Source organism: Mucilaginibacter sp. HD30, from assembly GCF_054061755.1.
The window spans coordinates 2,574,758-2,591,686 of sequence record NZ_JBSSEO010000001.1 but is presented as its reverse complement, the minus strand read 5'-3'; the positions used below and the strand labels follow the sequence as shown (position 1 = coordinate 2,591,686).

Here is a 16,929-nt window from a genome sequence, read left to right as displayed (position 1 = left end):
TGTGGTGCGCCGTGAAAAAACGATGGGAAAACTATGCGGACAAGTCCCTGATTCACGCCGCAAAAGTAATTAATAATTTCGGATTTCGGATGTGCGATTTTGAATTATTTCGAATTTCGGATGTTCAATTTCGGATTTATTTTTTTTGATTGAAACAGATCTAAGCTATTTTAGCTCAAGGTCCGATATAGTTTCGACAATTTATTACGGTTTTTAGCAGATTTCATCCAGGCAGGTAATTTCTCTACCATTGTCCATCCCTGCCGAGCATTTTTTTCTCTTAAATCGGCAGCAATATATTGTTTCAAATAATCTAAGTGCCTGTAGTTATAAGCCCAAAAGTTATTCCCACGAAAGTTTTGCGTCAGCCATAAGGGTAACCCAAAATAGCTATCAGAAGGCTGCCCGGCGTTTTGATACATCCATTTCTGTTCTATGTTTCTGGGTTCATAGGCCTCAGTTTCACCACAGTTGTTACATCTAACAGCAATCTTGTCTTTTTTTTCTTTCACATTTTGCAAACTAACCTTTATTTCAGCAGCGCAATTTGCGCAGTGGCAGTTTAATTCAACAGTAAAAGATTCTTTTCTGCCATCCTGTTGGAAGAAGCAGTTTGGGCATTTTAATATCCTTTTAGAAAAATAGAAATTAGGTTTTTCCTTTGTTATTATGGCTCGCTTAGTACACTTTGGACACGCAACAAGAACTTCATCATCAAAGTAAGAAAGTCGTAGATTTTCATCTTGAAACCGTTTCATGAAATAATTATACGTTAAAAAACTTGAAAATGAAATAAATTCGAAATTGAACATTCGAAATTCGACATCAATATATCCGAAATCGAACATCCGAATTCCGAAATAAAAATATCCTAACTTTGCCAACCATAAATACAACCCATGTCGGTAAATAAAGAAATAAAACGCATCACCACCAACACCCTTCAGGATATGAAGAGCCGTGGCGAAAAGATAAGCATGCTTACCGCTTATGATTATTCTATGGCAATTATTGTTGACGCTGCCGGAACGGACGTAATTTTGGTTGGCGATTCTGCATCAAACGTTATGGCGGGCCACGAAACCACATTACCAATAACGCTCGATCAGATGATCTATCATGCGTCGTCGGTAGTGCGGGCAGCCAGTCGTGCGTTAATAGTTGTAGACCTTCCTTTTGGTACCTACCAGGGTAACTCAAAAGAGGCGCTTAACTCAGCTATCCGGATTATGAAAGAGTCTGGCGCACACGCGGTAAAAATGGAAGGTGGCGTTGAAATTGCTGAATCAATTACACGCATACTTACGGCGGGTATACCTGTGATGGGGCACCTGGGTTTAACGCCACAATCTATTTATAAATTTGGTACCTATACCGTACGCGCAAGGGAAGAGGCAGAAGCAGAAAAATTGAAACAGGATGCTTTAAAGCTACAGGAATTGGGTTGTTTTGGTATAGTGATAGAGAAGATACCTGCTGCATTAGGCAAAGCGGTTACCGAGAGCCTGCATATACCAACGATAGGCATAGGCGCGGGCCAGCATTGCGACGGACAAGTTTTGGTTATACACGATATGCTTGGCCTTAATAAAGGCTTTAAGCCACGTTTTTTACGCCAGTATGCTAATATGTTTGACGATATGAACAAAGCCATACAAAATTATGTTAGCGATGTAAAGGGCGGAAGTTTCCCGAACGAAAAAGAGCAGTACTAATTGGTTGATAGTTCATAGATGATGGTTCATGGCCATTATTGCTATATACTATCAACCAACACATGAAAAAAAATAGTTGATGTCCAATTACTATGAACTATCAACCATTAACTATGAACCGCAAAGAATTCCACTACATCCCGAAAGATATAACCGACAGCGATGTGCTGTTTGAGGATAACCACCTTATAGCAGTTAACAAGCGCGCGGGTGATATTGTGCAGGTGGACGAAACAGGGGACGAGCCGCTGGATGAGAAGGTAAAGAAATACATTGCCCAAAAATACAATAAACCCAACGGTGCATTTTTAGGTGTTGTACACAGGCTTGACAGGCCGGTAAGCGGCGTTATTTTGTTTGCTAAAACAAGCAAAGCTTTGGAGCGAATAAACAACATGTTTAAAGCGCGAGAAATGCATAAAACCTACTACGCGGTTGTTCGGAAACGACCATCCCCGGTAAGCGGCACGCTGGTGCATTGGCTGTTAAAAAATCCGCAGAAAAATGTAACTAAGGCGCATAATAAAGAAGTGCAGGGCAGCCAACGTGCTGAACTGCATTATAAATTAGTTGGCGAACTGGATGGTTATTATTTAATAGAAGTTGACCCCATAACCGGCCGCCCTCACCAGATAAGGGTGCAGCTATCTACATTAGGTTGCCCCATAGTTGGCGATAATAAATATGGTTATCCGCGCGGTAGTTTGCGTAAAAGCATTTGTTTGCATGCCCGCCGTTTGCAGTTTAACCATCCGGTTAAGAATGAACCAATATTGATAACCGCGCCCGTACCTAAAGATGGTTTTTGGGAAAGGTTTGAGGGAATGATGGGGTAGTTTTTTAAGCTGAAAAAATTATTAGTATTTTTGAGTAAACGATGATTGATTTATGAACTTGCAATATATTTCGGATAATAACGGTGAAACGACGGGAGTGTATATTCCTATTCAGGAATGGAATGAGCTGAAAAGCAAGTTTAAAGGAATTGAACAAGAAGAAATTGATGTGCCCGGGTGGCATGTGAATGTAGTTAGGACGCGTTTTGAAAATTATCTGAAGAATCCTGGCGAAGTTTTGGATTTTGACTCTACTATAAAATCGATTGAAGACGAAATATAATGTATAAGACGGTAATGTTACCGGTTGCAAAACACGATATTAAGGATGCTGCTTCATGGTACAATTCAAAGCAAAAAAATTTAGGCAAAAGATTCATTGCGGAAATTCAAAGAAAGGTAAATTTTATACAAAAGTTTCCTGATGGAACAGCTATCAGATACGATGAAATTAAAACCGCAGTTATTGATACGTTCCCTTTTATGGTTCACTACAGTGTGGATAACGTCAAAAAGCTTATAGTTATTCTCGCAGTCTTACATACCAGTCGTAATCCTGATATTTGGAAAGAGGAACGTTAATTACAACTTCCTAACTTCTTCCCAAATCTTTTCATCCACCAACACACCCTCATCTAAACTTTTATCGCGGGTTTTCAATGTATTTTCTCCGGGGTATAGTACCGGCTCATCTGTTTTTGCAGGCGGGCTGCTTTTAGTGAAAGCTATTATCTCATTAATTATATGCTCAATCTGATCTGTATCACCTGGCCTTATGGCTATAAACAGCTGCGATACCCCTGCGTCGGTATTTTCCTCAGTCAATGTTTTTACTGACCGGCCTTCGCTTAAGACACTTACCAAAAGGTCGAGCATTATTCCTAAACCTGAGCCCTTCCACAAACCTGCCGGCAATAACCGTTTTGAATTGACAATAGCATGTGCGTCCCTGGTCAAATTCCCGTTTTCGTCATATCCGCCAAAAAAGTCAAGTTCTTTGTCATAACTTTTGTATTGCAGCACCTTACCCCACGAATATTGTGATACCGCCATATCTAATACAACGTGGCCCTCTTCCCGGGGAACAGCAATAACCAGTGGGTTATTACCTAAAGCAGCCGTGGTACCGCCCCAGGGTACAGTGGTTGCTGTAGCGTTGGTTACACAAATGCCTATAAAGCCGGCTTCGGCAGCCTGCCAGCCGTATGTCCCTCCGCGCATCCAATGGTTGGTGTTTTTTACGGCAACGCAGCCAATACCATTTCGTTCTGCCAGTATTATCGCGCGATCCATACAAAAACCGGCGTTTATAACGCCCGGGCCAAAGTTGCCGTCCCATTGTTCAAGAGCGCCAAGAGACTTAACCAGGGTTGGGCTGCCATCCTTATTTATTTCGCCAGCCTTAATGGACCCGATAAATTTTGGAAAACGATTTAAACCATGAGTATACACTCCGTCGCGGCTATTCTCGGCAAAGACAAGGGCACATAGTTCGGCCTTCTCTTCGGAGAAGTCAAGTTGCAGCAAGATTCGCTTAAATTCGGCTTTTAGTTGGTCAAAGGGTACGCGCATAAGGCAAATATAGCAGCATAGCAAGCGGCCGTTAAAATAATAGTAAATAAAAACAGTTATTATTACCGTCTGTTAACCCACCATTAAGTATGGATTTATATTTTTGCTGCATCTGATGAAGAATGTCCCGTTTATATTTATCCTGTCCCTGCTTGCGCTAAGCGTGCTTTGCAACTCTTGTAAAAAAGTAAATCAAAGCTCTATAGAGAGCTTGTTTTCCAGAGGTACCTGGGAACTTGCAACTGTAGTGGTAACTGTTTCGGTAGGCACCAACCGCGAATCAGAAGATACCCTTAATACCGTGTGCGATAAAAAGCAAATATTTACTTTTAATGCCGATCGTACCTGCACCTATACTAACTTTCATTGTAAAGATCAGCCTGTGGCTTCGGGCAGTTGGTCGCTGTCACAGGATCAGCTTTATTTAAAATCAGACATTGTTTGCCAGGATACATTTAAACTGGGTAAAGGTAGCTCAAAGCCTTTTGAGAATGCGCAGATTGAAACCCTGGGGCAATACGGTATGGTGTTGGTAACCGGCGATATACAAAACTATTCGGCTACACAACGCAGAACGGTTAGGCGGTATGGTTTTGTAAGGCAAAAAGTTGCTACGCAATAAAAACAACGCGGTAAAAATTTATATTTGACAAGTAATCAATCAATTTACCTGTGATTTTGAAAAAACGAATAGCCATTTTTGCTTCCGGATCGGGTTCAAATGCCCAAAAAATAATGGAGTATTTTAAGCGAAGTCCTGATGCCGAGGTTGTACTGATACTTACCAATAACCCGCAGGCCTATGTGCTGCAACGTGCAGATAACTTTGAGGTCCCATCGCACGTTTTTAACCGGAACGAATTTTATCAAACTGATGAGGTGATCAGAATATTAAAAACACTTCAGGTTGACCTCATTGTATTAGCTGGTTTTTTATGGCTGGTGCCGTCATCATTACTAAGCGCTTTCCCTAATAAAATAATTAACCTGCACCCCGCATTGCTACCTAAATATGGCGGCAAAGGCATGTTTGGCGACAATGTGCACAAAGCGATATTAGAAGCTAAGGAGGAAGAGTCGGGCATTACCATCCATTTTGTTAATGCCGAGTTTGACGAAGGAGAGGTTATCCATCAATCGCGCTTTAAGATAGACCCATCTGATACGTTAGAAATGGTGAAGTTTAAAGGCCAGCAATTAGAGCATCAGCATTTCCCGAAGGTGATAGAGAATTTGCTTAAAAAAATGAAGAGTTAAGTTTAGTAAAATTGTTTATTAGTGACTAGCCTTGAAAACAATGGGCGCTTAACGGCATATTTTAACTGCCAGAAAATTATTCAAAAAAACTAATCACTAATCACCAATCTCTAATCACTATTCCCTACCTTTGCGGCTCAAAATTTCCCATATAAATGAGTCAGCCTGTTACCATAAAAAATGCCTTAATTTCAGTTTATTATAAAGATAATCTGGAGCCTATTATACACGAATTAAATCGCCTTGGTGTAAACATTTACTCAACCGGCGGGACCGAAAATTTTATACGCAGCCTTGGTGTTGATGTAATAGCGGTTGAGGATCTTACATCGTACCCATCTATATTGGGCGGCCGTGTTAAAACCCTGCATCCAAAAGTATTTGGTGGCATATTGGCCCGTAGAAGTTCAGAGAGCGATCAGCAGCAAATAGCGCAATACGAAATACCTGAGATAGACCTGGTGATAGTTGATCTTTATCCGTTTGAAGAAACGGTAGAATCTGGCGCGGGGCATGACGACGTTATTGAGAAAATAGACATCGGTGGTATCTCCCTTATCCGCGCAGCGGCAAAAAACTTTAAAGATGTCGTAATTATTGCCTCAAAAAACGACTATATTGAACTGGACGGCTTGCTGAAAACCCAAAACGGCGCCACCACCATTGATCAGCGTAAGAGTTTTGCTAAAAAGGCATTCAATATCACATCTAATTATGATACTGCCATATTCCAGTATTTTAACACAGAGGACCCCATACCGGTATTTAAGCAAAGCATTTTAAGCAGCCAGGTTTTGCGTTATGGCGAAAACCCGCATCAAAAAGGCGTATTTTACGGTAACCTGGATGCCATGTTTACCAAATTGAATGGCAAGGAACTGTCTTACAATAACCTGGTTGATGTTGATGCAGCAGTTGCCCTTATTGACGAGTTTGAGAATGAACCAACCATTGCCATATTAAAACACACCAATGCCTGCGGCATCGCCAGCAGGCAGTTTATAAGAGAAGCGTGGTTAGATGCTTTGGCTTGTGACCCTGTATCAGCTTTCGGTGGCGTTATCATCGCTAACGATGAGATTGATGCCGCTACAGCTACAGAGATAGATAAGTTGTTTTATGAGGTTTTAATTGCGCCGGCTTATACAGATGATGCACTACAGATTTTAACAGCTAAAAAGAACCGTATAGTTTTAATACGGCAGCGGGTTGAGTTACCGGCTAAACAATTTAAAACCTTACTGAACGGCGTTATTGAGCAGGACAAAGACAATACAGTTGAGGGCCCAGAGCTTATGAAGGTTGTAACCAACGCGCAACCAACAACGCAGGAGTTGAAAGACCTTTTCTTTGCTAATAAGGTGGTAAAACATACCAAATCAAACACCATAGTATTCGCTAAAAACAACCAGTTAATGGCAAGCGGAGTGGGGCAAACATCAAGGGTTGATTCATTAAAGCAGGCAGTGATAAAGGCGCATAGCTTTGGCTTTGACCTTAATGGCGCAGTGATGGCGTCTGATGCATTTTTCCCTTTTCCTGATTGTGTTGAATTGGCTGCCGAAGCAGGTATTAGCGCCGTATTACAACCAGGTGGATCAATTAAAGATCAAGACTCTATAGATATGTGTAACCAAAAAAACATAGCCATGGTTACCACAGGAGTACGCCACTTTAAGCATTAATAAGCAGTTGTTAGTTGATAGATTGATTAGTGGAATAGTTGAAATTTTTTACAATAAAAAACCAACTAACAAGTTAACTTAATCAAGTTATTACACTAAATTTATAAAATTCATAAAATATTTGAAGCCGTAGTAAAATGAGCTTATTTAATTTTTTCACACAAGAAATCGCAATAGATCTGGGTACTGCAAATACCCTTATTATACATAATGATAAAGTTGTTGTTGACGAACCGTCAATAGTAGCATTTGACCGATCGACGAACAAAGTAATTGCAATAGGTAAGCAAGCCATGCAAATGGAGGGCAAAACCCATGATAACATACGCACTGTGCGCCCGCTTAAAGACGGTGTAATTGCCGACTTTAACGCTGCCGAGCACATGATACGCGGCATGATAAAAATGATAAACCAGGGCAAAGGATGGTTCTTTCCGTCTTTGCGTATGGTTATCTGTATCCCATCTGGCATTACCGAGGTTGAGAAACGTGCCGTGCGCGACTCGGCAGAGATTGCAGGTGCTAAAGAGGTATACCTGATACACGAGCCAATGGCTGCTGCGGTAGGTATAGGAATTGATGTAGAAGAGCCAATGGGTAATATGATAATTGATATTGGCGGTGGTACCACAGAGATAGCGGTTATAGCATTATCCGGTATTGTCTGCGATCAATCTATTCGTGTGGCAGGAGATAACTTCGACTCTGATATTGTACAATACATCCGCCGTCAGCACAATATCATGATAGGCGACCGTACTGCTGAGAAAATTAAGATTGAAGTTGGTTCTGCTTTGCCTGAGCTAACCGATCCACCTGCTGATTTTGCGGTACAGGGTCGCGATTTAATGACAGGCGTACCAAAACAGATCATGGTATCGTACACAGAGATTGCGCATTGTTTAGATAAATCTATTTCTAAAATAGAAGAAGCGATACTAAAAGCGTTAGAGATCACTCCACCGGAGCTATCTGCCGATATTTATCAAACCGGTATTTATTTAACAGGTGGAGGAGCTTTACTTCGCGGATTAGACAGGCGGGTATCAGCCAAAACCAAACTGCCGGTTCACGTAGCAGAAGATCCGCTGCGGGCTGTTGTTAGGGGTACGGGTACCGCTCTAAAAAATATTGGTAATTTTAAGTTCTTAATGCAGTAACTTAGATTTGAGACGTGAGATATGAGTATTGAGACTTATAGTCCATTATTTATCTCACATCTCAAATCTCATATCTCACATCTCAATCATGCGTAACCTGTTAATCTTCATCAGCAAGTATAACGCATTTTTTCTTTTCGTTATTTTCGAGATAGCGTCTATCGTCATCTATATAAATTACAACTCGTTTCAAAAGGCTACTTTTATTAATAGCACCAATCACGTTACCGGCAACTTATACGCCCGTGTTGATGAGTTTAAAGGATATTTAACCCTTAGAGAAGTTAATGATAGCCTTGCAAAAGAGAACGCGAGATTACGAGATCAGCTTAAAACATCGTTTTATGTTGATACCATAACCAAAGGGAAAATTACCGACACTATATATAAGCAGCAATATGAATATATAGCGGCCAAAGTTGTTAATAACGCTGTTAACGGGCTCAACAATATCATCACCATCAACGCAGGATCAGATGCCGGTATAAAAAAGGGCATGGGTGTAATTAATGATAAGGGCGTTGTTGGTAAAGTTTTACGGGTAAGTCCACACTTTTCCACTATACAATCGCTTTTGCACACGGAGACTGTTGTGAGCGCCATGCTGGCTAATTCACGACAAATCGGATCATTTTCCTGGGGGGCAGATCTCAATCCGCATAGGGGTTTGTTATATGATATTACCAATGATGCTTCGCCAAGGGTGGGAGAACTGGTAGTTACTTCAGACCGTTCGCTTTATCCAACAGGTATAGCAATTGGCAAACTGCTTAACCTGCGTGCAAAAAATGCAAAAGGGTCATTTTTAAGTATGGATGTTGCCTTGGCAGTGGATTTTACTAAACTGGAATATGTTTATGTGGTAATTAATGAGTTTGCAGCAGAACAAACGGGACTGGAGGCCGAGGTGAAGAAAGATGAGTAGGGCCATTTTATACAATATAATACGCTTTATAGCTTTAGTTTTTGTTCAGGTGTTTTTACTGAAGAACATCACGCTATACAATGTATCTACCCCGTATCCCTATATATTGTTTATCCTTTTACTCCCGTTTGAGACGCCGAATGTGCTATTGTTTTTGCTCTCGTTTTTGTTGGGCATAACGGTTGATGCTTTTTATGATACACCGGGCCTGCATGCAGCCGCCTGCGTGCTTTTAGCATTGGTAAGGGTGCTGTTTATAAGTGTTACCGTACAAAAGGATGGGTTTGATAACGAGCCTGAGCCAACCTTAAGCATAATGGGTTTCAGATGGTTTTTAACATATGCCTTTATACTTACCTTTATACATCATACGTTTCTCTTCATATTAGAGGCATTTAGTTTTTCGGAGTTGCTGTTTATACTGCAACGGGTTGTAACCAGCTCAATTTTTACTGTATTTTTGATGCTGGTTACCGGCCTATTGTTTTTCAGAAAAAGGGAACGTAAATGAATACTTTTTTTCAGCGGCGGTATGTTATCGCAGGGGTATTTATTAGTCTTATTATCGTTTTGTTGGTCCGCCTGTTTTACATGCAGGTAATTGATGATCGTTATCTGCGGTACGCCAATGCCAACGTTATTCGTCAGTTTGTGCAATATCCGGCACGTGGGCCTATTTTTGATAGGAACAACCATATTTTAGTGCAAAATAAACTGGTATATGATGTGTCTGTAATTCCTCGCCAGGTAAAGCCTTTTGATACGGTTGAATTTTGCAAACTTTTAGAAATTACACGTGAGGACTTTGATAAACGATTTAACAAGGCTATCGGGTACTCGCGGGCATTAGCTTCTAAGTTTGATAAACAAATATCGCCCGAACTTTATGCCTCATTACAAGAACGAATGTCAGAGTTCCCTGGTTTTTTCGTTGAACCCCACCCCGTTCGTATTTATCCAGACTCAACCGCTGCACAGTTTTTAGGTTATATTGGCGAAGCGGGAGAGGCTGTTATACAGAAATCGGGTGGGTACTACCGTCCGGGAGATTATGTAGGTATAACCGGGGTTGAAAAAGCATATGAAACCATTTTGCGCGGACAGCGCGGTATAAAAAACATGATGGTTGATTCGCGCGGAGTACAGAAGGGCTCATATGCTAACGGTGCTTTTGACACAGTTGCTGTGGCCGGGGAAAAGGTAATGTCATCTTTGGATATAAGAATACAAAAACTGGGCGAAAAATTAATGCAGAATAAGGTGGGTAGCATAGTTGCGATAGAACCCTCTACCGGTGAAGTACTGTGTTTTGTTAGCAGCCCTACTTACGATCCTAATTTGATGGTTGTAGGCCCCGATAGGGGCAAACGTTATAGCGAACTTGACAAAGACCCATATAAACCGTTTTTGATACGGCCTATTATGGCTACTTATTCGCCCGGGTCATCGTTTAAGCCGCTCAGTGCGCTTGTGGCCCTGCAAGAGGGTATTATAGACGAGCAAACGACTTATACTTGTACAGGCAGTTATTTACCAAACAGGGGAAAGCCAAAGTGCACCCACGTACACGGCGTGGTTAATTTGAGCAGTGCTATAGCGCAATCATGCAATGGCTATTTTGCAATGGTGTTTGAAAGACTGATCAACAAAGCAGGTGCAAGAGCCACCGCGGCCAGTTTTACCGATTGGCGCTCAAGGGTTACAGCCTTCGGCCTGGCCAAAAGATTGGACATTGATATGGCGGGTGAAGTAAAAGGAAATTTGAATACCGCTGAACAGTATGACAAGGTTTACAAAAAAGGTGGCTGGCGTTCAAAAACTGTTATCTCATTGTCTATAGGGCAAAGCGAGGTAGCGGCAACACCGCTGCAGTTAGCCAATATTGAATGTATTATTGCCAACAAAGGATTTTACTACCTGCCGCACTTAGTAAAATCTGTGGGTAATACACCTGTTATTAAGCACGAATACACTGTACGACATGAAGTGGGTATTAATGCAAAATATTTTGAACAGGTTATTGATGGTATGGAGAATGTAGTTCAACAGGGAACCGCGTACGGATCAAGAATACCAGGCATAGACATGGTGGGTAAAACCGGCACAGTCCAAAATAACCGCGGCGCCAATCACTCCGTATTTGTTGCCTATGCTCCGCGCGAAAATCCTAAAATAGCTATCGCTGTTGTGGTTGAAAACTCCGGGGACGGCGGCACATGGGCGGCACCTATTGCCAGCTTTGTTGTAGAAAAATATTTGCGCGGTACAATACTGCCTCGCCCAACAATAACACCCGAATATTATATTAATTCTAACTTGCTGGCGGTACCCAAGCCAAAGAAAAAGCCGGCGGCTGCGGATAGTGTAAAGATAAAGGTCGCCGCAAAGCCTTTGAAATCAGCAGCTGTTGAACGGGACGCAGTGAAAAGTGTTGTAGCTGATGTTATAAACAAAACACCGGGAAGATGAACCATAATAACCAAAGGAGCTTCTTTTTTAATGTAGACTGGCTTACTGTATTTGTTTACCTGGCATTGTGCACTATTGGTTTACTAAGTATCCACTCGGCTGTATTCAGTCCGGATCATCCGGGATTGATAGATCTGCAGACCAATTACGGCAAGCAGTTTATTTTCATAATCGTGTCCCTTGTTTTAGGCGTATTTATATTACTGCTGGAAAGCCGTTTCCTGTCGGCCCTTGCACCGGCTATTTATGTGGTTACCGTCCTGTTGCTTATAGCGGTGCTCACCGGATTAGGACGGAACGTTGGTGGTAACCAGGCCTGGATATCTATTGGCGGCGGCTTTAGATTGCAACCTTCTGAGTTTGCCAAATTTGCCACATGTTTACTATTGGCACGTTACTTAAGCAGCGTTAATATAAAACTGACCGAATTGCGCTCGTTCGGTATTGCTGCCGGAATTATCCTATTTCCCATGACACTTATCATGCTGCAACCTGATGCAGGATCAACACTTGTATTCAGCTCGATGATATTTGTACTTTACAGGGAGGGCTTATCGCCGTATTTTCTGATATTGGAAGGGTTGTTTATCGCATTGTTTGTTGTTACCATTAAGTACGATACTGTATTTTGGGTAATAGCAGGTGTAGTTGCTGTTGCTATTGTTCTGATAGTTCTGCTCCGTCGAAATAGGAAAATGATGACGACTCTGCTCTCTGGTGCTGCGATTTGCATAGCCTTTACACTCAGCATTCAATTTATTTATAAAAACGTTTTAAAACCCCATCAAAAATCACGTATTGATATTGTATTGGGCATTACCAGCGATCCGCGCGGCAAGGGATACAATGTAAACCAGTCTAAAATAGCCATCGGCTCTGGCAAGTTATTTGGCAAGGGATATATGGAAGGTACGCAAACCAAGTACTCTTTTGTACCCGAGCAAAGCACAGACTTTATTTTTTGCACCGTGGGCGAAGAGTTTGGCTTCGTGGGCTCATTAGTTGTACTGGGGCTTTACATGTTGCTTGTGCTGCGAATTATCCTGATAGCAGAACGGCAGCGATCGCCATTTTCGCGCATTTATGCTTATGGGGTGGCTTCGGTAATATTCTTCCACGTATTTATCAATATCGGTATGACGATAGGTATTGTGCCCTCAATAGGCATCCCACTGCCGCTGATCAGCTATGGCGGGTCTTCGCTCATCGGCTTTACACTGATGTTGTTTGTGCTGTTAAAGCTCGATTCTAACCGGATGGGAATTATCTAAAACTCCCGAAAAACGGGGTGTTGCAGAAAATATATGCTACCAGAAAATTAAAATAATAATTTGTTGAATATTAGGTATTTACCAAATTATTCTGTCAATACGTATTCGTTAGAAAAAATAGCTATAGATAGGTTGTAAGTGTCTGATTATAAACGTGCTGAAAAAAGTCAAAAATGACTGTTTTCAGCCTTTTTCAGCAACACTTTGGATCGTTTTAGCAACAGTTTAGCAACACTTTAGCAACAGCTATCACGACAAAATCCACCAATAAAAAAAGCGATGAGCCTAAACCCATCGCTTTCTGTTTTCTGTTTTTTAAATCCGAGATCGAAAATCCGATATCCGAAATATAAATTACTCTGCTATTACAGAGAAAGGTACTTGTACCTTAACCTCTTTGTGCAGGTTGATGTTAGCAACATAATCGCCAACAAATTTTGGTTCCTGATCAAAAGTGATACGACGACGATCAACATCAAAACCTTCTTTCTTCAATGCATCAGCAACCTGAATAGTGTTGATAGCGCCGAAAATTTTGCCGGTTTCGCCTGCTTTTGCGCCGATGTTTAATTTAACACCTTCTAAACGGGCAGCAATTGCATCAGCGTCTTTGCGTATTTTCTCTTGTTTAAATGCAGCTTGTTTAAGGTTTTCTGCCAAAACTTTGCGTGCACTTACAGTAGCTAATATAGCATAACCCTTTGGGAACAAAAAGTTACGACCATAACCCGGTTTTACGGTTATGATATCGTCTTTTTCGCCCAGGTTTTTAACATCTTGTTTTAAAATAACTTCCATTGTTTATCCCTCCCGATTATTTTAATGAGTCTGTAACATAAGGTAATAAACCAATGTGGCGCGCGCGTTTAACAGCTTGTGCCACTTTGCGCTGGAATTTTAATGAAGTACCTGTTAAACGGCGAGGTAAAACTTTACCCTGATCATTAACAAACTTTAATAAAAAGTTAGCGTCTTTGTAGTCAATATACTTAATCCCGTTCTTTTTAAAGCGGCAGTATTTTTTACGGTTGTCCTCTACTTTAGGGGCGGTTACGTATTTAATTTGTTCGTTAGCCATTAGTTTGCTTCCTCCACTTTAGCTGCAGGTTTTTTGTTAAAAGCACCGCTGCGTTTTTTGTCGTTGTAAGCAACGGCATGTTTATCCAAAGCAATTGTAAGGAAACGCAAAACACGCTCATCGCGCCTTAACTCAACCTCCAATTTGTTAATTAATTCACCCGGAGCCTTAAATTCAGTTAAGTGGTAGTACCCTGTAGTCTTTTTTTGAATAGGGTACGCAAGTTTTCTCAAACCCCAATTATCCTCCTGGACAATTTCGGCTCCGCCATCAGTTAGGGTTTTGCTGTATTTGGCTATAGCCTCTTTAGCAGTCTCTACTGAAAGCAACGGGGTTAGAACGATCACGATTTCGTACTGTTGCATTTTTGTACTTTGATTTTTAGTTATTTAACCCGACAATTCGGGGCTGCAAATATAGCAATGATATTTTGGTTAAGCAAACTGTTTTTTAAAACCTATGATGCTATTTACAAATTGAATAGTTGATATACAATAGCCTGTTATTTGCAAGTATTTTAATACAATATTATTTTGTTACCTTATTTTTATTATTTAAATAAAAATAAGGTAACAGGTTGATTTTTAGATGTTAACTTTTTATATTTACAATATCTAAACTTATCATCATGAATCACAACTCAGAAAGAAAAAGCACGCTTGTAACTGCATGGTTAATCACTCTCTTTGTGTTACTAACCCATATATCGGTTGCACAAGTAAAAGGCAGTAAAAACGATGCATTACCAACTGTAGATATAGTAAGCAACGTAACCAATATCTACGGTGGACTGGTTCAATATCAGCCTGACGCTGATAAACCTATTTATGGGGTTGTAAACATCGGGATAAAAATTGCCGGTAAGCCCCCTAAAAATGATTTGCCGTTAAAACTAACCATTCAAAGTTTTAACGCTGCCGGTGCACTATTTTTAACCGAGTCAGGCACATCTAACACAATAAGCAGGAGCATTAGTAAAGAATTATTTAAAGCTGATGGCAGCGAAAAGCTAATTGCGCTTGCTCCCGTTACGCTTGTTTTTAAAGCTTTAGCTAATGGTGGCGACGCTTACATTGGTATACAAGGTAAAACCAATTTTTTTCATCATGTAATATTTGATCCTATAGTAAAAAAAGCAGATAATACTATCGGTGAAGTACAAAAACCACTTGGGGTAAAGAGTGGGCACGTATTATCGTTTGATAATGTTGAGGTTCAAAAAATTCAGTTAGACAGTTTTAAAAAAGATGGCGTTAACATAAATAAGGTCATGGTTAAACTCTTTTTTAAACTGGATAAGGCACAAGCTGTTGATACCAACATTAAAGTAACAGCCCGTTTAGAATTTCCTTATCAAACGATAAAGTTATCTGATAACGCCGATCAAACAGAAACTTACACCATACCCTTAGAAGCCGATAATTGGAGTACAAAACAGGAAACAAAAGTTGTAAAGGGAATTAACATGACAATACAGCAAATGGCCGAATTTACCACGGAGCAAAATATTATTTTTCAGTTGAAAGTTAATGGGGTGGTGAGCCAGCAGATTGTTAAAATATTACCCTTTACCCCCAAAACAAAGCCCGTACCTGTTAGTGACCTTGTAAAGTTGGGTGGAGCACAAATCTTAGATCCGGCCAGCGCAAGTATTACACACAACTATGGAGCATCATTAAATAATATTAGTACTATAATTATAAAGGTAAAATTGAACGGAGAATATGATGAAAAGCGTAACAAGCTTGATTTTGTATTTTTAGATACCAGTTATGCTAAACGATTTAAGGTATTAAATACTCCACTAGAAATAAGGAGAACTGATTGGACAGATGGCAACACACTTGATGTTCCGCTTGAAATAAAAACACTTGTTAATGATACACTAGCCGGCGGCCCGGATATCAAGATAATATTAAAGGGCCAGCAATACGTAGGTAGCGGCACCAAAAATATTAAACTGGCGGTACGAGACTTAGATTTTTGGGCGGAGGTTGGGGCCAATTTTGATTTATTGGATAATATTAAAACCAATAACTTTTACGCTGGTATTTTTGTATTCAATAAAGATATTGCCAGGATTGCCACACCAAATTTTTGGATATTTAAAAGAAAAGGTGAGCGAAAAAACAACCTGAGTTTTGTAGGTGGGGTATATGAGTCGCAGGCAGTAAGCACAACTACAACGTCAAGCGGAGGTGTCAGATATAGAACTACAGATAGCATTTACAGAGATACAGGAATTATCAAAGCTTCTACAAGTGTAAAAAGTATAGGCATTCTTTTCTCGCCAATGCTAAGGTTAAATAGTGTAAAGACCGAAGCTAACGGCTTTCACATATATACGTCGTTGTATTTAGAACTACTTTGGCAAACAGTTAGATCTGATTTTGACTATAAAGACGCAGGCAGATTTGGAAGCGCAATGGCCAGTACCTTAGATATTGAACGTTACCCGTATCGAGAAAAGGCAATCAATTACGATTTTAAATCATCTTATTACGGCATAGGACTACCTCTTTTGCTAAAAGACAATAGCTTTAGTTTATATATTAATCCAGTTTTAGGATTAACCAACCAAGGGTACTACATTAAAAGAAATTACCCCAACCAAACAATTGACATGACAGACAACTATACCAGGGCATTAACGTTTGAAAATATAAATGGATGGAACGCTTTTCTTTTATTCCAGTATCGTTTAAATGCGGTAGCTTACGGACTTACTTTTAGCGGCGAAATTAGAGGCTTATTAAATGATAACTCAAAACCTGTGGCTACTTTAGCAATAAGCAAGAAATTTAATATCGATAAGTTGTTTAAAGACGTATTTGATCCGGTAAGATAAAAAAGCAATGAAGCATGTTTGTTATAGTTTCTGTTAATAAAAATAACAGCTATTTAACATTGAGTACAAAACATTCAGGTAAGTTCGGTTGTCTTTAAAACGTTGTCTTTTTA

Annotated in this window: 18 protein-coding genes; 13 read left to right on the top strand and 5 right to left on the bottom strand. The window is 40.3% G+C overall.

Annotated features, from left to right (window positions below):
* Positions 1-170: 170 nt before the first annotated feature.
* Positions 171-758, bottom strand: a complete 588-nt coding sequence (locus tag ACVW2L_RS12340) for a hypothetical protein (protein WP_457128274.1) — start codon at positions 756-758, stop codon at positions 171-173.
* Positions 759-899: 141 nt separating this feature from the next.
* Between ACVW2L_RS12340 and panB the strand changes: the two genes are divergently transcribed.
* The 4 genes from panB to ACVW2L_RS12320 all read left to right on the top strand — a co-directional run bounded on the left by panB (position 900) and on the right by ACVW2L_RS12320 (position 3,133).
* Positions 900-1,715, top strand: coding sequence for a 3-methyl-2-oxobutanoate hydroxymethyltransferase (panB, locus tag ACVW2L_RS12335; RefSeq protein ID WP_457128273.1), 816 nt, complete (start codon positions 900-902; stop codon positions 1,713-1,715).
* Positions 1,716-1,828: 113 nt separating this feature from the next.
* Complete coding sequence (locus tag ACVW2L_RS12330) at positions 1,829-2,551, top strand: RluA family pseudouridine synthase (RefSeq protein ID WP_457128272.1); 723 nt, start codon at positions 1,829-1,831, stop codon at positions 2,549-2,551.
* A 52-nt stretch (positions 2,552-2,603) separates the two neighbouring features.
* Positions 2,604-2,834, top strand: a complete 231-nt coding sequence (locus ACVW2L_RS12325; protein WP_457128271.1) for a hypothetical protein — start codon at positions 2,604-2,606, stop codon at positions 2,832-2,834.
* The gene (locus ACVW2L_RS12320) at positions 2,834-3,133 is read left to right on the top strand and encodes a type II toxin-antitoxin system RelE/ParE family toxin (RefSeq protein WP_457128270.1); all 300 of its coding nucleotides are present in this window, start codon (positions 2,834-2,836) and stop codon (positions 3,131-3,133) included. The genes ACVW2L_RS12325 and ACVW2L_RS12320 overlap by 1 nt, the downstream gene beginning before the upstream one ends.
* On the opposite strand, the gene yiaK is transcribed toward ACVW2L_RS12320, so the two are convergent.
* Positions 3,134-4,123 (bottom strand): 3-dehydro-L-gulonate 2-dehydrogenase, encoded by a 990-nt coding sequence (gene yiaK, locus ACVW2L_RS12315; RefSeq protein ID WP_457128269.1) that lies wholly within the window; start codon positions 4,121-4,123, stop codon positions 3,134-3,136.
* A gap of 115 nt (positions 4,124-4,238) precedes the next feature.
* Between yiaK and ACVW2L_RS12310 the strand changes: the two genes are divergently transcribed.
* The 8 genes from ACVW2L_RS12310 (at position 4,239) to rodA (ending at position 12,890) form a co-directional block, all read left to right on the top strand.
* A complete protein-coding gene (locus tag ACVW2L_RS12310; RefSeq protein ID WP_457128268.1) occupies positions 4,239-4,745 on the top strand; it encodes a DUF5004 domain-containing protein in 507 nt (168 codons plus the stop codon).
* A gap of 56 nt (positions 4,746-4,801) precedes the next feature.
* A complete protein-coding gene (purN, locus tag ACVW2L_RS12305) occupies positions 4,802-5,380 on the top strand; it encodes a phosphoribosylglycinamide formyltransferase (protein ID WP_457128267.1) in 579 nt (192 codons plus the stop codon).
* Positions 5,381-5,535: 155 nt separating this feature from the next.
* Positions 5,536-7,065, top strand: coding sequence for a bifunctional phosphoribosylaminoimidazolecarboxamide formyltransferase/IMP cyclohydrolase (gene purH / locus ACVW2L_RS12300; RefSeq protein WP_457128266.1), 1,530 nt, complete (start codon positions 5,536-5,538; stop codon positions 7,063-7,065).
* Between the two features lie 137 nt (positions 7,066-7,202).
* Entirely contained in the window at positions 7,203-8,225 is a 1,023-nt protein-coding gene (locus ACVW2L_RS12295; RefSeq protein WP_457128265.1) for a rod shape-determining protein, read from the top strand.
* An 88-nt stretch (positions 8,226-8,313) separates the two neighbouring features.
* Positions 8,314-9,150: a rod shape-determining protein MreC gene (gene mreC / locus ACVW2L_RS12290; RefSeq protein WP_457128264.1), complete on the top strand. Its 837-nt coding sequence runs from the start codon at positions 8,314-8,316 to the stop codon at positions 9,148-9,150.
* On the top strand, positions 9,143-9,661 hold the full coding sequence (locus ACVW2L_RS12285; protein WP_457128263.1) for a rod shape-determining protein MreD: 519 nt from the start codon (positions 9,143-9,145) through the stop codon (positions 9,659-9,661). The genes mreC and ACVW2L_RS12285 overlap by 8 nt, the downstream gene beginning before the upstream one ends.
* Positions 9,658-11,619 carry a penicillin-binding protein 2 gene (mrdA, locus tag ACVW2L_RS12280; RefSeq protein WP_457128262.1) on the top strand — a complete coding sequence of 654 codons (1,962 nt, stop codon included), beginning with the start codon at positions 9,658-9,660 and terminating at the stop codon, positions 11,617-11,619. The genes ACVW2L_RS12285 and mrdA overlap by 4 nt, the downstream gene beginning before the upstream one ends.
* Positions 11,616-12,890, top strand: coding sequence for a rod shape-determining protein RodA (gene rodA / locus ACVW2L_RS12275; protein WP_457128261.1), 1,275 nt, complete (start codon positions 11,616-11,618; stop codon positions 12,888-12,890). The genes mrdA and rodA overlap by 4 nt, the downstream gene beginning before the upstream one ends.
* 354 nt (positions 12,891-13,244) lie before the next feature.
* On the opposite strand, the gene rplI is transcribed toward rodA, so the two are convergent.
* Genes rplI through rpsF form a run of 3 tightly spaced genes read right to left on the bottom strand, consistent with a single transcriptional unit; the run spans position 13,245 to position 14,333 of the window.
* Positions 13,245-13,688, bottom strand: a complete 444-nt coding sequence (rplI, locus tag ACVW2L_RS12270) for a 50S ribosomal protein L9 (protein WP_457128260.1) — start codon at positions 13,686-13,688, stop codon at positions 13,245-13,247.
* A 16-nt stretch (positions 13,689-13,704) separates the two neighbouring features.
* Complete coding sequence (gene rpsR / locus ACVW2L_RS12265) at positions 13,705-13,968, bottom strand: 30S ribosomal protein S18 (RefSeq protein ID WP_078350865.1); 264 nt, start codon at positions 13,966-13,968, stop codon at positions 13,705-13,707.
* Positions 13,968-14,333 (bottom strand): 30S ribosomal protein S6, encoded by a 366-nt coding sequence (rpsF, locus tag ACVW2L_RS12260; RefSeq protein ID WP_377096027.1) that lies wholly within the window; start codon positions 14,331-14,333, stop codon positions 13,968-13,970. The genes rpsR and rpsF overlap by 1 nt, the downstream gene beginning before the upstream one ends.
* 263 nt (positions 14,334-14,596) lie before the next feature.
* On the opposite strand from rpsF, the gene ACVW2L_RS12255 reads away from it, so the two are divergent.
* Positions 14,597-16,816: a hypothetical protein gene (locus tag ACVW2L_RS12255; RefSeq protein ID WP_457128259.1), complete on the top strand. Its 2,220-nt coding sequence runs from the start codon at positions 14,597-14,599 to the stop codon at positions 16,814-16,816.
* Positions 16,817-16,929: the final 113 nt, after the last annotated feature.

Excerpts from the sequence above, each read along its gene's own strand:
- ACVW2L_RS12325 (WP_457128271.1), top strand. The coding sequence starts at position 2,604 with ATGAACTTGCAATATATTTCGGATAATAACGGTGAAACGACGGGAGTG.
- ACVW2L_RS12255 (WP_457128259.1), top strand. The coding sequence starts at position 14,597 with ATGAATCACAACTCAGAAAGAAAAAGCACGCTTGTAACTGCATGGTTA.
- rplI (WP_457128260.1), bottom strand. The coding sequence starts at position 13,688 with ATGGAAGTTATTTTAAAACAAGATGTTAAAAACCTGGGCGAAAAAGAC.
- ACVW2L_RS12310 (WP_457128268.1), top strand. The coding sequence starts at position 4,239 with ATGAAGAATGTCCCGTTTATATTTATCCTGTCCCTGCTTGCGCTAAGC.
- ACVW2L_RS12285 (WP_457128263.1), top strand. The coding sequence starts at position 9,143 with ATGAGTAGGGCCATTTTATACAATATAATACGCTTTATAGCTTTAGTT.
- rodA (WP_457128261.1), top strand. The coding sequence starts at position 11,616 with ATGAACCATAATAACCAAAGGAGCTTCTTTTTTAATGTAGACTGGCTT.
- panB (WP_457128273.1), top strand. The coding sequence starts at position 900 with ATGTCGGTAAATAAAGAAATAAAACGCATCACCACCAACACCCTTCAG.
- ACVW2L_RS12295 (WP_457128265.1), top strand. The coding sequence starts at position 7,203 with ATGAGCTTATTTAATTTTTTCACACAAGAAATCGCAATAGATCTGGGT.
- rpsF (WP_377096027.1), bottom strand. The coding sequence starts at position 14,333 with ATGCAACAGTACGAAATCGTGATCGTTCTAACCCCGTTGCTTTCAGTA.
- yiaK (WP_457128269.1), bottom strand. The coding sequence starts at position 4,123 with ATGCGCGTACCCTTTGACCAACTAAAAGCCGAATTTAAGCGAATCTTG.
- mreC (WP_457128264.1), top strand. The coding sequence starts at position 8,314 with ATGCGTAACCTGTTAATCTTCATCAGCAAGTATAACGCATTTTTTCTT.
- ACVW2L_RS12330 (WP_457128272.1), top strand. The coding sequence starts at position 1,829 with ATGAACCGCAAAGAATTCCACTACATCCCGAAAGATATAACCGACAGC.
- ACVW2L_RS12320 (WP_457128270.1), top strand. The coding sequence starts at position 2,834 with ATGTATAAGACGGTAATGTTACCGGTTGCAAAACACGATATTAAGGAT.
- ACVW2L_RS12340 (WP_457128274.1), bottom strand. The coding sequence starts at position 758 with ATGAAACGGTTTCAAGATGAAAATCTACGACTTTCTTACTTTGATGAT.
- rpsR (WP_078350865.1), bottom strand. The coding sequence starts at position 13,968 with ATGGCTAACGAACAAATTAAATACGTAACCGCCCCTAAAGTAGAGGAC.
- mrdA (WP_457128262.1), top strand. The coding sequence starts at position 9,658 with ATGAATACTTTTTTTCAGCGGCGGTATGTTATCGCAGGGGTATTTATT.
- purH (WP_457128266.1), top strand. The coding sequence starts at position 5,536 with ATGAGTCAGCCTGTTACCATAAAAAATGCCTTAATTTCAGTTTATTAT.